Below are 13,647 nucleotides of genomic sequence, written 5' to 3' on the forward strand. Positions count from 1 at the left end.
CATCTTGAGCTTATCGATCTTCTCGCGTACGAAGACCGTGATGGGCGCTCAGGAGGAGGAACAGCCGTGAACGAGCAGTGGCTGGAGCGGGTCGACTTGGGGAAGGTCCCGTATTCCGACGCGGTCGCGGAGATGCAGCAGTGGGTCCGGCAGCGGCAGGAAGGTGTCATCAAAGACCGGCTGGTCCTGCTGACCCACCCTGCGGTGATCACCTACGGCGCCCGGACTCCCGCCCACGAGCTTCCTCGCAGTACGTCCATCCCCCTGATCGAGGTGGACCGTGGCGGCCAGGCGACCTACCACGGCCCCGGACAGCTCATCGGCTACCTCGTGATCAACCTTCGTGAGCGCGGTCCCGCGGACGTCGTACGGTGGTTGGAGAACGGCCTGATCAGTGCGTTGGACACTCTCGGCTTACCCGCGGTGCGCCGCGACACCCCACCGGGGTCGCAGAGCCTCGTGGGAGTATGGACCCCTACGCACGAGAAGATCGCTTCCATCGGCATGCGGATCCGCGGCGGGGTGACCAGTCACGGATTTGCCCTGAACGTCGCGCCGGATCTGAATGCCTTCTCGGCGTTCACCGCATGCGGTCTGCCCGAGGTGACCATGACATCCCTGGCACGCATGGCGGCGGCCGTCGGCAGGCCGACCCCGACGGAGGAGCAGGTGCGGGACGCCGTGGCCGATGCCTTGGGTGCTGTGCGTCCGCTCGCCCCCGCAGTTGGGCATCAAGGGCGGACCTCCGCCGGAGGCGAGTCCGGCTGATCCCTGGCCTGGCCGAAATCCGGCGAGCACGCCAACAAATTCAAGTAGGCGGGTGGGTAGGCAGCTACGTCTCCTGGGGCCGCTTCAAGTACTCACGCTTCAGCAGCTTGCTGTTCGAATCGGGAGATCTCCAGAGTGCTGTCCGAAGTGCTGAACAACTGCTGTCCGATCTTGTGGACAAAGCCATCTCAGGCCAACACGATTTCCAACTGTGGTGGTGACGCCTTGGGTTGGGTGCAGGGGCGTTCACCTGGGTCCATGGGCGGCTGGCGGCCGGTGCGGGAACGGCTCCGGATCTCGCCTGAACGGCCGTGAACGGGGCTGAATGAGAAGGGAACTGAGACGGACGGAGGCAAGGTGCCCCGACCGGGTGACGTTCAACTGGTTCGACATCGGTGACGAGCGGGGGCGCCCTATCGTGCGTCTCGCTCTTGCACACTCAGCTCACCGAGGAGTCGACGCAGCATGGCGACACCGCAGGATCAGCAGCCGGCTCAGACGTATGGGCAGCCGCCGACGATCATCATCAACAACAGCAGTTCCGCGGCAGCGTCTGCCGCAGCTGTCATCGGCGGAGCAGGCCTGAGGCGTCGGCGTCAGTCGCTGTGGGCCCACTTCTGGCTGCTCATGTTCACTGCGGGCATTGGCAACGTCTTCTACGCGATGCACGTGAGCCGCTGGAACAGAGACCGAGGCCTCTGACGACTGACAGAGGGACCCTTCCGAAGCGAGATCTCCGGGAGGGCTCCGTCATGTCTCCAGCATCTGGTCGCACCGTGGCCAGTACCCGCTGTTCCCTGTGGTTTCCCGCAGGATCTGGCACGCGAATGGAAGGACTCGTTTGCCACGGAGAACCCTGGGTGACAACTCGGTCTTGGGGCCTGAGCCTCAGCTGTCGACCGTCAGCCACGATGGCGGGTGCGTCGACCGATCAGGCGCGCGTGTGTCTCGCTGCACCCCCACCGGTCTCAGCCACGCTACTGGCTTGTGTCATCGGCCAGCGTGAACGCGACGGTCGGCCCGTGACAAGAGACCTGGACCCATCGAAGGTTTCACCGCGTATCAGTGTGCGTGCGCTGTCAAGCCGCCCTCGGTCGCTGTGTGCGCAGCGCGGGCGCCGGCCGGGCTGGAGCGGGGCGGAGACATGAGCGCAGGCCCGGCCGGGGGCCGGGCCTGCGCGCGGCGAGCGGAGCGAGCCGACTTGAGAGCTCTTGCCCACTCTCGCCTTCGGGCGGAAGGAGGCGTTTCGTCGTGTTCGGGGTCAGCGAGCGCCGGTCTGTCGCCGAACGCCGGCGAGCGCCTTCCCCCAGGGATACGCCTGCGGGTTCCCCCGCTTCGGAGGGTGCGACTGGTATCCGTCCGGGCCATCGAGGACCAGAATGCCCTGCTCGCGCAGGACAGCAATCGACCGTGCCACCGCTGGCTGCGCGCCCTGAGCCTGGTTGAAGTAGGGCATCGCTACGACTGGCACGCCCATGTGCACCGCTTCCGACGGAATACCGATGGCGACAGTGTCCGAAATGCCGGCCCCCCACTTGTTCAACGTGGTGCACGACATCGGCGCGACCAGCATCGCGTCGGCCTTCGGTAGGGCGTCTTTCTCCGACGGCAGCTTGTACCGCGACCGAACAGGGTGCCCGGTCAGCTCGACGAGTTCCTCCATGCGCGGCTCCCACCAGGTCGCTGCGGACGGGGTGAGGATGAGGCACACGTCCCAGCCGTCGGCCTGCGCGGCGCGGACGCCGTCGTCAATGTGCTGGGTCGGGCCAGCGGCGCAGGCGATGAGGTAGAGCACTTGGGTCATGGCCGCAGTCCACAATGCTCGGCGAGCGTGCGCAAGGCCGGTCCGGGGTCCCGGGTAACGCGGACCACGTCCTTGACGAGGTTCACCGTCTCCGGGCGTCCGCGCACCTCCTCGGGCGCGAGTTCGTCGGCCTGGAGGAGGGCTGCTGCGGCGGCGCCCTTGCGCCGGGTCAGCAGCGAGGCGCGCGCGATGGCGACCCGGTGCCCGGCTTGCCGCTCCCGGGTCATTCCCGCGAGTGCTTCGGGCCTCGCATCCGCTGCGGCTTCGAGCGCGGACCATCCGTCCTCGAAGCGGAGCAGTACGTCCATCCTGTGCAAGGTGACGTTCGTCGGCCCGAATTGGGTGTAGTCCTCGTCCAGGTCGGCGCCCTGCCGTGCGGCTACGTCCCCGGCCTCGTCCACGTACCCGCCCGCCGCCGAGACGCGCCCGGGGGTCCGCTCCTGCGAGGACTCGGCGAGCGCGGCGGACAGGTACAGCATTCCGAGGGTGGACAGGCCGAGCGCCCCGCGGTCGGTGAGCCCGTCGGCCAGGCGTCGCGCGGCCGCCGTCGCGAACTCGACCGCCGCGGCCGGACGCTGTTGGTGTACGAGGCTCTTCGCGACCCGCCGGGCGGCCGCGCCCATCTGCACCGGGTCACCGGACCGCTCGGCGGCGGCCAGCGCCCGGTCAGCGGCGAGCGCCGCCGGGATCGCCGTCGCGGCACCGTACTTGTGCAGGTACGAGGTGACGAGCTGGTACACGCGGGAGAGCAGCGCATGCGCCTCACCCTGCTCGCCGACGGGCGCCGCGTGCACCGCCCGCCCGGCGTCCCCGATCAGTGCGGGCATGTCCCGGGAGAGCGCAGCGTAGTGGCAGGCCTGGAATGCCACGCAGCAGTAGTCGAGGCGACGTTGCAGAACGTCCCGTGGGGGCACGTCGTCGTCGCGGTCGGGGCCGTACAGGGCGTCGATGACGCGGAGAGCGCCAGCGGGCGGGGCGCTGTCTGCGGCCTGCTGGGGCGCAGTGTCGGTCAAGAGCTGCTCCAGGGGGACGCGGAGGATCTCGGCCGCGCGCATCAGTACCGAAAGCCGCGGGTCCTGTTGGCGCTTGCCGCCTTCGATGTCCTGCACCCAGCGTTTCGTCTGGCCCATGAGGTGGCCGAAGTCCGACTGGGTATAACCGCGTTCGGCTCGCCAGTAGGCGATGCGCCGGCCGATGCCTGAAGTGTCCATCCCGGAGCCCCCGTACAAGGCACGCACTGTGCGTGCCCACCTCTGTTGTACCGCGCCCTACGGTCCCATGTGTGAGGCGGACCACATACGACAGGGGAGGCGCGAGCATGAACAGCGATCACAGCCATCTGGCCTTACGACCGATCGAGGCTGCACCGGGCGTGCTCATTCACCCCACCGCTGACCGGCGGTTGGCCTCGGAGCAGTGGCTGCTGGCAACACTTCCCGCACCGAGCCGTGACCGCGCCAGGCTGGAATGGGACCAGTATCAGGTGACGCTGCTGCCGCTGGGCACCCTGTTCTCCGCTGTGCGGATCCCCGGCCGCCTCCTCGTCGCCCTCACTGGCATCACCGAGGCCCCCAAGCTGGACCAGTTCCTGCGCGAAACCCTCGACGGCGGCCCGGTCATCTGCGATCCGCGCTTCCGCCGGTACTACGCCCTGGTCCCCGCGAGCATGCCGAGAACCTGTCACCAGGCCCTCGACGACTGGCGGGCCATGGACGTGGACTGCCTGGGCCGCGGCAGCTACCTCGGTGTGCCGAGAGTGGACGCCGTGCAATGGACTCGTCCCCGCGCCACCTACTGGTCGGCGCCTATGGACTCGCCCTCGACGCTGTGCTCGCCCGTCGAAGTCGCCCGCTTGATCGCTGCCGGACGGCACTGCATGCCCGCGGAGCCGGAGGCATGAGCGGCCGCGCGTATCCGTCGTCCGTCGACGCCGCCTGGGCAGCCGCGTTCGAGCGCATGGCCGCCCACTGCATGACGTGCCCGACGTGCACGACCACTGACGACCAGGCCGTGAACCTTCGGCTGACATGCCCGGAAGCCGTACGGCTGAGCAGGGAATGCCGGAACGCACGCCGCGCCGCCCGACCCAAGGAGACTCCCGCACCGGCCCCCGACCCAGGACAGGTCGAGCCCCGGGGCGGGCTCGTCAAGCAACGGAAGAAGAGAGGAAGAACTCTTGTTTGCTCACTCCGATCGGCTCCCGACCGGGACGCCTCTGCCGTCCGGCGCCGCCACGCCGTCCCCTTGGGGCGTGCGGCGCATGGCTCCGTATCCGGCGATGGCGTCGGGCTACGCCCGCGTCGAGCTCGACCCAACTACCCAGACGGCTCGCTACGTCGACGCCGACGGTCATGTACTGGAGATGGGGAAGCACGGCACCAGTAGTGGTACGAACCCGGCGACCAACACCGGTAACCCGTCAGACGGCTCTGGCGGCGGTGGCAGCGGTGGCGGTGACCAGGACACCGGGAACGACACCGACCAGTGAGCGATCTCGGTCCGGTGCTGGTCGTCACCAATCTGGACGACCCCACGGCCGACGTGGTGATCAGTGAGCTGCACGACCGGGGTATCCCCGTCGTGCGGTTCGACTCGGGGGACTTTCCTCACGCCCTGTCGGTCACGGCCACGATCACATCGAACGGCGTGGAAGGAACGCTGTCCACGCCGTCACGGACCGCCGACCTGACACAGGTCCGGTCCCTGTACTACCGCCGGCCTTCCGGCTTCACCTTCCCGCACCTGGACGAGCAGGACGCCCGGTTCGCGGTCACTCAGGCCCGCTACGGTCTGGGGGGAGTCCTCGCGTCGCTTCCCGGCTGCCTGTACGTCAACCACCCGCACCGCATCGGGGACGCCGAGTTCAAACCGTCCGGCCTGGCCGCCGCTGCGGCTGCGGGGTTCCATCTCCCTCCGACGGTCATCACCTCGAACCCGGGTGCCGCGGGATCGTTCATCGAGCACTACGCACCGGTGATCTACAAGCCTCTCTCAGCGCCGCTGTACCGCATCGACGGGGTTTCCTGCACCGTGGAGGTCGCCGAGGTGGTGGCAGATGACATCGATGAGGCCGTCTCCGGCACCGCGCACCTGTTTCAGCAGCGGATCGAGAAGACCGCGGACGTACGCGTGACCGTCATCGGTGACCGGGTGTTCCCTGTCCGTATCGACTCGGACCTGCTGGACTGGCGCACCGACTACAGCAGTCTGCGCTACTCCTTGGTCAGCCCGCCGCCCGGGATCGTCGACGCCCTGCACGCGTACCTGGCCCGCTTCGGCCTTGTCTTCGGCGCTTTCGACTTCGCCATCGACCGCGAGGGGCAATGGTGGTTCCTGGAGTGCAACCCGTCCGGGCAGTGGTACTGGCTGGAACCGGAGACCGGCTTGCCGATGCTCGAGGCCATGGCCGACCTGGTCAGAAGCGCATGTCAAAGGCCCCGGACCGTGATCGGTCCGAGGCCTTTCGGCTGGTGCCCCCGGCAGGATTCGAACCTACGACACCCGCTCTAGGAGTTCGATCGGAGCCCGTTACGAGTGATGCCGCCGAGTCCCGCCGTGTCGCCGGACCCGGTGGTTGTGCGGGTGTGTGGGGAGTGCGAGATCTGATCTTGCGAGTGCTGGTGACGCGGTGACGCGGTGACGTGTGAGCGTGTCTGTGTCGCGCCTGCGTCCACAAGCTGTGGACGCAGGCGCGCGGCCCCTTGTGGTGGTGGGAAGCTGGTGCGGATCTGGCGCGCTTTTGGCATACGCGGACTGATCAGTGCAGACAACAACAAGGCCCAGGTCTCTGACCTGGGCCTTCATGCTGGAGCGGGTGACGAGAATCGAACTCGCGCTCTCAGCTTGGGAAGCTGATGTTCTACCATTAAACTACACCCGCGTAAGACGCCGACGGAGTCGGTGTCCGGACGGTCGCCACTTTACCTCATGTCAGGCTCCCGGTGTTCAAGCCGTGGGGCCTGAGGGTTTTTCAGGCCCGGGAGAGGCATGGGATGCGACTGCGGGGTACCGGAGTTGGGGCGTACGGTGGGGTGCCGGCGAGGGCCCCGGGCGGGACCGGAGTGCCGCCTTCAAGGCCGTCCTTTTGATCCCGTACTGTGGCTTTTGCCGTCCGGCAGCACCAGCCGGACGCGGCTCTTGGGGAAGGGACTCTTGGACTTGATGGAGCGCACCGTCGTCCGTTGTGCCGATGGGCACGTGTTCAGCACCGCTTCGTTCCCGATGCAGCAGGCCGAGCGGCTCGGCCCCGGCCGGCTGCTTCGGTGCCCGCGATGTGCGCGGCTCCGGAGCGTCGTGCCCGTCAGCTACCAGAAGCGGTAGCGGGCCACAGCAGCACGCAGAAGGCTTGCGCAGGCGCGCGGAGTCGTCCGGTTGTGGGCGCTCCGCGCGCCTTGCGTATCCTCGGGGCGTGCTTCTCTCAGACAAAGACATCCGGGCCGAGATCGATGCCGGGCGGGTGCGGATCGATCCGTTCGACGACGTGATGGTGCAGCCGTCGAGTATCGATGTGCGCCTCGACCGCTATTTCCGGGTGTTCGAGAATCACCGGTACCCCCACATCGACCCCTCCATCGAGCAGGCCGATCTGACCCGGCTCGTCGAGCCGGAGGGGGACGAGCCGTTCATCCTGCACCCGGGGGAGTTCGTCCTCGCGTCGACGTACGAGGTCATCACGCTGCCCGATGATCTCGCCTCCCGGCTGGAGGGCAAGAGCTCGCTCGGGCGGCTCGGGCTGGTCACCCACTCCACCGCCGGGTTCATCGACCCGGGGTTCTCCGGGCACGTCACCCTTGAGCTGTCCAACCTCGCCACCCTGCCGATCAAGCTCTGGCCGGGCATGAAGATCGGGCAGCTGTGCATGTTCCGGCTCAGCTCGCCCGCCGACTTCCCCTACGGAAGTGAGCGGTACGGGTCGCGGTACCAGGGGCAGCGCGGGCCGACCGCCTCCCGGTCCTTCCTCAACTTCCACCGGACCCAGGTGTGAGCGGCCCCGGACGTGAGTGAGCCGCGCGAGAACCTGACCTACGAGCGGTTCGGCGTCGCCGTGCGCGAGCTCGCGCAGGTCATCGCCGACGACGGGTACGAGCCCGACATCGTGCTCAGCATCGCCCGCGGCGGTGTCTTCGTGGCCGGCGGGCTCGCCTACGCCCTCGACTGCAAGAACATCCACCTGGTGAACGTGGAGTTCTATACGGGGGTGGGGACGACTCTCGAGATGCCCGTCATGCTCGCCCCGGTGCCGAACGTGATCGACTTCTCCGAGAAGAAGGTGCTGATCACGGACGACGTCGCCGACACCGGCAAGACGCTCAAGCTGGTGCGCGACTTCTGTCTCGACACCGTCGCGGAGGTGCGCAGTGCCGTCATCTACGAGAAGTCGCAGTCGCTGGTGAAGTGCGAGTACGTGTGGAAGCGGACCGATCGGTGGATCAACTTCCCGTGGTCCGTCGAGCCACCGGTGGTGCGGCGGGCCGGACAGGTGCTGGACGCCTGACAGCGGCCAAGAACCGAAAGGCAAGGGGCTCCCCGAGGGGAGCCCCTTGTTCGTGCGCGTGACGCCTCAGACCGTGCCCAGCTTCACGATCGACAGCAGCGCGATCAGCTGGATCGCCGACGCGCCCAGCGCCTTCGGCCAGGGCAGGTCGTGGGAGCGGCTGACCATGAGGGTGAGCAGCGCGCCGCCCGCGACCCAGGTGGCCCAGCCCAGGATCTGCACGAACGTCGCGTCGCCGCCGGCGAACATCGCGAAGACCAGGCGGGGCGCGTCCGTCAGGGACATGATCAGCATGGAGAGGCCGACCGTGGGCTGCCAGGCGCCGTCGCCGCCGAGCTGGCGGGCCAGGGTGTGGGTGACCACGCCCAGGATGAACGCGCTGATCACCATGGCGACGGCCGTCGTCAGGACGATGGGGACCGCGTTGGAGAGTGTGGCGTTTATCGCATCGGCGCGGGCGCCGTCGAAGCCGAAGACGGCGAGCAGGCCGTAGAGGAACGTGACGACGAGGGCCGGGCCCCACATCGTGTAGTCCCGCATCTGGAGGAAGGTCTGGCTCGGGGAGAGGACGATCCCGCGGAGCAGGGCCTTCCAGTGCAGGCGCGGGCCGACCGGGCCGGGGGCCGGGGCCGCCGAGCCGGCGCGGTAGGTGTCGCCCTGGGTGTAGGGGTCCTCGCCGACCGCGAAGGCCTGGGTGTGGCCCGGGTTGTTCGCCGCGTACGGGTCGTGCGGGCCCTGGGGGCCGTGCGGGTACGCGCCGTCGCCGAAGTACTCCGGCTCCCCCTGGTCGCCGTAGCCACCACCGGGACCGCCCGGACCGCCCGGACCGCCGGGGCCGCCGGGGCCCGCGTGCGCCTGCGGCCAGGTGGGGCCGCCGGGGCGGCCGCCGTTGCCGTGCGGGTGCTGCTGCCGCGGGTACGGCTGCTGGGGCGCCTGCGGGTAGCCGTACGACGGCCCCTGCGGCGTCTGCTGCCCGTACGGGGGGTTTTGCGGTCGCGTCTGAGGAGCGCCGTTGTTCCGGCCGCGTCCGATCCTGAATCCAGCCACGTCTTCGAACGTACCTGGTCCGCGGCGGTGGTGTGCCGGGCCCGGGCATCCGGGCCCGGCTTTGCGGCCGAGCTGTGACATCCCTTAAGGGGAAGGCCCCTTGAGTGTCCGTGAGGGATCAGGGTTCGGCCGTACGGGCATCCGCCTGGCCCCTCACGGGGGTGCCGGCTAGAGCATGTCCTGGCCCAGCCGCAGGTACCCGGTCGTCGACATGCCCAGTGAACCGGGGCCGAAGCTGATCGCGTTCTTCCCCGTCACGCCCGAGGCCGTGCCGCGCAGGCTGTGGATCGCGCCGGAGGGGTGGTTCTCGCCGTCGGCTCCGACGGACAGGTCGGCCTTGCCATCGCCGGTGAGGTCGGACAGGCGGACGGACGCGCCGAAGCGGTCGGCGGACTCGGCGGTGCCGGGGACGCCGGCGGTGTTCTGGGTGAACGACTGGGCGCCGGTGGCGGTCATGCCGGCGGCCGAGCCGCGCAGGACGGTGACGCTGCCGGCGATCCTGGCGGCCCCGATGGTCTCGTGGAGCACGCCGACGGCCACTTCCGCGTAGCCGTCGCCGTCGACGTCGGCGACCGAGAGGTCGTTGCCGAACGCGTCCATCTCCTCGTCCGCGCCGGGGACGCCCGGGGTGTCCTGGTTGATCGCCGCCTGCGGCCGGGTGCGGACGCCGTTCGCGCCGCCGAGGTAGGAGCTGACCGAGCCGCCGAGGCTCTTGCCGTTGGTGCCGGGGGCCGCCGTGACCACGTCGTCGTAGCCGTCGCCGTTGAGGTCGCCGACCGCGGCGAGCTCCCACGCGTCGCTCCTGAGGAACGTCTGGAAGGTGAGGCCGGAGGCGGAGCCCAGGTAGATCATGTTGCCGTCGGCGTAGGTGGCCGCGTCGCCTCCGGTGACCACCAGGTCGTCGGCCCCGTCACCGTTGACGTCGCCGGCGGCGAGGTCCCGGGCGCCGCTCAGGCCGGGGCCGGTCTCCAGGCCGGTGGCGAGCTCGGAGCTGGACGCCGCGCCGGAGGCCTTCGTGAAGCCCTGGTGGATCCAGATGTCGCTGCCGGTGCTGCCCACGGCGAGGTCGGGGCGGCCGTCCCCGCCGAAGTCGGCGACCGCGAGGGACATGCCGTACTCGTCGTGGGCGGACACCGCCGGGTCGGACACGCCCCGGCCGCCGGACAGGCCGCCCTTGCCGCCCCAGACGACCGTGACGGAGCCGCCGTCGGTGTCGGAGCCGGCGTCCTCGCCGGTGCTGCCGATCATGAGGTCGGCGTAGCCGTCGGCGTTCAGGTCGCCGGAGGCGAGGGCCTTGCCGAACCGGTCGCCCTGCTCGGCGGTGCCGGGGATGCCGGCCGTGTCCTGGGTGAGGACGGTGCGGCGGGCGGCGCTGATGCCGCCGGCGGAGCCGTAGGTGACGACGACGGCGCCCGCGTCGGTCTTGCCGCCGACCGGGGCGTAGGGGGCGGAGAAGGCGAGGTCGCGGTAGCCGTCGCCGTTGAAGTCGTCGGCGTACCCGGCGGGGGCCGCGGAGGCCGGGGTCGCCGACACGAGCGGGGTGAGGCCGGCGGTCAGCAGGGCGACGGCGGTGAAGGTGGCCGCGGTGTGCCTGCGCATGAGTGTTCCTCCAGGTGAGAGGGGTGTCGGGTACGTCCGGAGGTCAGCTTGCGAGTACGTCGCCGAAGTACGCGTCACCCGCCGGGCCGCCCACGGTCGCGGCGCCGAAGGACTTGGAGCCGGTGGCGGTGACGCCGGACGCGGTGGACTTCAGCACCCACACCGCGCCGTCACCGGTGTTCTCGGCGGAGGCGCTCACCGCCAGCTCCGCGCGGCCGTCACCGCTCGCGTCGGTGAGCTGCACGGCGTGACCGAAGGAGTCGTACGCCTCGACGGCGCCGGGGACGCCCTCGGTGTCCTGGGAGAAGGACTTGGCGCCGCTGCCGGTCAGGCCGGCGGCCGAGCCGCGCAGCACCGTGACCGTGCCCGCCTGCTTCAGCGAGCCGATGACCTCGTACGGGGCGCCGACCGCGATGTCGGCGTAGCCGTCGCCGTCGGTGTCGCCGGCCGACAGGCTCCAGCCGAAGCGGTCGTTCCTCTCGGCGGCGCCGGGCACGCCCGTGGTGTCCTGGGTGATGCGGACGGGCGTGCGGGTGCTGAGGCCGCCGGCCGCGCCGTAGGTCACGGTGATCGCGCCGCCGGGGCCGCCGTTCGGCTCGTCCGCCGACTTCTCCATGAAGTTGCCGGTGACGATGTCGCCGAAGCCGTCCTTGTTCACGTCCGCGATGACGGCCGCGTAGCCCCCGGCGAGCTTGCCGCCCGCGGTCAGACCGGTCGCGGAGCCCTTGTACAGCACGCTGCGGGTGCGGTAGCCGTCGCCGGCCTGCTCCTGGCCCATGACCAGCATGTCCGACGCGCCGTCGCCGGTCACGTCGCCGGTGACGATCCGGTCGGTGTTGATGCCGGTCTGGGCGGAGGTGTCGATGCCGGTGAGCTCGGTGGCCTTGCCGGTGCGGGAGACCGGGCCCTTGAAGATGTTCAGCTCGGGGTAGGCGATGTTGGCGGCGGCCAGGTCGGTGTCGCCGTCGCCGTCGAAGTCGCCGGTGGCGACGGACCAGCCCAGTTCGTTCCGGTTCTCGGGAAGCGGTGCGGACAGGTCGGTCGCGGTCTTCAGGCCGCTCGCGCCGCCCCAGACGACGGTGAGCACGCCGGAGTCGCCGGTGGAGCCGATCTGCTCGGCGTGCACGCCCACGATCAGGTCCGTGTAGCCGTCGTCGTCCAGATCGCCGGTGGTGAGGCGGTCGCCGAAGTAGTCCCCCGCCTCGGGGACGCCCGGGATGCCGTCGGTGGCCTGGCTGATGATCTGGCGCTTGGAGCTGTCGAGGCCGCTCGCGGTGCCGTAGACGACGGCGACGTAGCCGGCCGCGTTCTTGCCGCCGATCTTGCCGAGCGGGGCGGCGATCGCGAGGTCGCGGTGGCCGTCGCCGTTGAAGTCACCGGAGAGGCCGGAGGGCGCGGCGGTGGCCGGCGTCGTGGGCAGGGCGGTGAGCAGGCCGGTGGTCAGGGCCGTCGCCAGGAGCAGGGTGCGCTTGCGCATGGAAGTCCCCGTTCAGGTGTGGAGTGTCAGGAGTTGAGTGCCGTGCCGTAGCCCGGTGCGCCGGCCGTGGAGATGCCCGTCGTGCCGGGGCCGAAGCTCGTCGAGCCGGTGGCCGTCGGGCCGGTCGCCGTGGAGCGCAGGGACCAGACCGCGCCGTCGCCGGAGTTCTCGCCCGGCGCGGAGACGGACAGGTCGGCGCGGCGGTCGCCGGTGTGGTCGGTGAGGGTGACGCGCTCGCCGAAACGGTCGCCGTTCTCGGAGGCGCCGGGCACGCCGGCCGTGTTCTGGGTGTACGACGTCGAGCCCTTGGTGGTCAGGCCGGACGCCGAGCCGTACAGCACGGTGACGGCACCGGCGGCGGAGTTCTCGCCCGGGGCGCCGATCGCCAGGTCGGCGTAGCCGTCGCCGTTGACGTCGCCGAGACAGACGCCGCCGCCGAAGCGGTCGCCCTGCTCGGAGGCGCCGGGCACACCGGCGGTGTCCTGGGTGAGGACGAGCGGGGCGCGGCTCGTGTCCCGGCCTCCGGGGCCGCCGTACACGACGGTGACCTTGCCGCCGAGGGCGCCCGCCGGGTCGGCGGAGGTTTCGCGGTCGTTGCCGACGGCGATGTCGGCGTAGCCGTCCTTGTCGATGTCGGCCACGGACGAGACGTATCCGGCTGGCAGGTCCTGGAGCCAGTCGGTGTAGTTGCCGATCTCCAGGTCGGCCAGGACGGTGGTGGCGTCGCCGGTGCCGCCCGCGCGGCCGTGCAGGACCACCCGGGGGTGGCCGTCGCCGGTGACGTCGCCGGAGGAGAGGTGGGTGACGCCGTGCGTGCTGGACCACGAGGAGTTGCGCGAGCCGGAACCGCCGTTGTGCGCACCGGTCTTGGTGATCGGCCCGGCGACGAGGGAGAGGACGATGGGGCCGCTGGAGCCGACCGCCACGTCCACGTCGCCGTCGTTGTCGAAGTCGCCCGCGGCCAGGGACTTGCCGTAGCGGTCGTAGTCGGTGCTGAAGAAGCTGAACAGCGAACGGGCTCCGGACAGGCCGGACTCGGAGCCCCAGACGATGGTGACGGTGCCGTCGTTGGTGTCGCTGCCGTCCTCGCCGGGCGTGCCGATCAGCAGGTCGGCGTAGCCGTCGGTGTTCAGGTCGGCGGAGGCGAGGGCGGAGCCGAAGGCGTCGTCGGCCTCGGCGGCACCGGGCATTGCGGCGGTGTCCTGGGTGAGGAGCGTGCGGGTCGAGCTCTTCGGTCCGTCGGCGCTGCCGTAGACCACGGACACGGCGCCCGCCTTCGCCTTCCCGCCGACCGTCGCGCCCGGCGCGCCGATCGCGAGGTCGGTACGGCCGTCGCCGTTGAAGTCGTACGGGGCGGCTGCGGGCGCCGCCTGGGCGGTGGGCGCGGTGAGGAGGAGGGGGAGCGGGGTGAGGGCCGCGATGAGGAGGGCGGCGCTGCGCAGACGCATGGATGTCCTT

Annotated in this window: 13 protein-coding genes and 1 tRNA gene; 7 read left to right on the plus strand and 7 right to left on the minus strand. The window is 70.2% G+C overall.

Annotated elements, in window-relative coordinates; translation table 11 throughout:
• Positions 1 to 66: 66 nt before the first annotated feature.
• Both lipB and IE212_RS14065 read left to right on the plus strand, forming a co-directional pair.
• Positions 67 to 768, plus strand: a complete 702-nt coding sequence (gene lipB, locus IE212_RS14060; RefSeq protein ID WP_190198143.1) for a lipoyl(octanoyl) transferase LipB — start codon at positions 67 to 69, stop codon at positions 766 to 768.
• A 465-nt stretch (positions 769 to 1,233) separates the two neighbouring features.
• On the plus strand, positions 1,234 to 1,470 hold the full coding sequence (locus tag IE212_RS14065) for a hypothetical protein (protein ID WP_190198144.1): 237 nt from the start codon (positions 1,234 to 1,236) through the stop codon (positions 1,468 to 1,470).
• Between the two features lie 559 nt (positions 1,471 to 2,029).
• Here IE212_RS14065 and IE212_RS14070 read toward each other — a convergent pair.
• Positions 2,030 to 2,572 carry a flavoprotein gene (locus IE212_RS14070; RefSeq protein WP_190198145.1) on the minus strand — a complete coding sequence of 181 codons (543 nt, stop codon included), beginning with the start codon at positions 2,570 to 2,572 and terminating at the stop codon, positions 2,030 to 2,032.
• The gene (locus IE212_RS14075; protein ID WP_190198146.1) at positions 2,569 to 3,783 is read right to left on the minus strand and encodes a helix-turn-helix domain-containing protein; all 1,215 of its coding nucleotides are present in this window, start codon (positions 3,781 to 3,783) and stop codon (positions 2,569 to 2,571) included. The genes IE212_RS14070 and IE212_RS14075 overlap by 4 nt, the downstream gene beginning before the upstream one ends.
• A gap of 107 nt (positions 3,784 to 3,890) precedes the next feature.
• On the opposite strand from IE212_RS14075, the gene IE212_RS14080 reads away from it, so the two are divergent.
• The 3 genes from IE212_RS14080 (at position 3,891) to tgmB (ending at position 6,082) form a co-directional block, all read left to right on the plus strand.
• A complete protein-coding gene (locus tag IE212_RS14080; RefSeq protein ID WP_229864293.1) occupies positions 3,891 to 4,472 on the plus strand; it encodes a hypothetical protein in 582 nt (193 codons plus the stop codon).
• Positions 4,473 to 4,748: 276 nt separating this feature from the next.
• The gene (tgmA, locus tag IE212_RS14085) at positions 4,749 to 5,060 is read left to right on the plus strand and encodes a putative ATP-grasp-modified RiPP (protein ID WP_190198148.1); all 312 of its coding nucleotides are present in this window, start codon (positions 4,749 to 4,751) and stop codon (positions 5,058 to 5,060) included.
• The gene (tgmB, locus tag IE212_RS14090; protein ID WP_229864295.1) at positions 5,057 to 6,082 is read left to right on the plus strand and encodes an ATP-grasp ribosomal peptide maturase; all 1,026 of its coding nucleotides are present in this window, start codon (positions 5,057 to 5,059) and stop codon (positions 6,080 to 6,082) included. The genes tgmA and tgmB overlap by 4 nt, the downstream gene beginning before the upstream one ends.
• A 296-nt stretch (positions 6,083 to 6,378) precedes the next feature.
• Here the strand turns inward: tgmB and IE212_RS14095 are convergent.
• Positions 6,379 to 6,452: transfer RNA gene (locus IE212_RS14095), tRNA-Gly, on the minus strand.
• A 528-nt stretch (positions 6,453 to 6,980) separates the two neighbouring features.
• On the opposite strand from IE212_RS14095, the gene dcd reads away from it, so the two are divergent.
• Both dcd and IE212_RS14105 read left to right on the plus strand, forming a co-directional pair.
• On the plus strand, positions 6,981 to 7,556 hold the full coding sequence (dcd, locus tag IE212_RS14100; protein ID WP_030245554.1) for a dCTP deaminase: 576 nt from the start codon (positions 6,981 to 6,983) through the stop codon (positions 7,554 to 7,556).
• Positions 7,557 to 7,568: 12 nt separating this feature from the next.
• Positions 7,569 to 8,066 (plus strand): phosphoribosyltransferase, encoded by a 498-nt coding sequence (locus IE212_RS14105; RefSeq protein ID WP_190198149.1) that lies wholly within the window; start codon positions 7,569 to 7,571, stop codon positions 8,064 to 8,066.
• 66 nt (positions 8,067 to 8,132) lie between these two features.
• On the opposite strand, the gene IE212_RS14110 is transcribed toward IE212_RS14105, so the two are convergent.
• From IE212_RS14110 to IE212_RS14125, 4 genes are all read right to left on the minus strand, one after another.
• Positions 8,133 to 9,194, minus strand: a complete 1,062-nt coding sequence (locus tag IE212_RS14110; RefSeq protein WP_190198150.1) for a YIP1 family protein — start codon at positions 9,192 to 9,194, stop codon at positions 8,133 to 8,135.
• Between the two features lie 87 nt (positions 9,195 to 9,281).
• Entirely contained in the window at positions 9,282 to 10,712 is a 1,431-nt protein-coding gene (locus IE212_RS14115; protein ID WP_190198151.1) for a VCBS repeat-containing protein, read from the minus strand.
• A 43-nt stretch (positions 10,713 to 10,755) separates the two neighbouring features.
• Positions 10,756 to 12,189: an FG-GAP-like repeat-containing protein gene (locus IE212_RS14120; protein ID WP_190198152.1), complete on the minus strand. Its 1,434-nt coding sequence runs from the start codon at positions 12,187 to 12,189 to the stop codon at positions 10,756 to 10,758.
• A gap of 26 nt (positions 12,190 to 12,215) precedes the next feature.
• The gene (locus tag IE212_RS14125) at positions 12,216 to 13,637 is read right to left on the minus strand and encodes an FG-GAP-like repeat-containing protein (protein WP_190198153.1); all 1,422 of its coding nucleotides are present in this window, start codon (positions 13,635 to 13,637) and stop codon (positions 12,216 to 12,218) included.
• Positions 13,638 to 13,647 lie beyond the last annotated feature (10 nt).

Origin of the sequence: Streptomyces djakartensis (assembly GCF_014651075.1) — a bacterium.
Taxonomy (GTDB): domain Bacteria; phylum Actinomycetota; class Actinomycetes; order Streptomycetales; family Streptomycetaceae; genus Streptomyces; species Streptomyces djakartensis.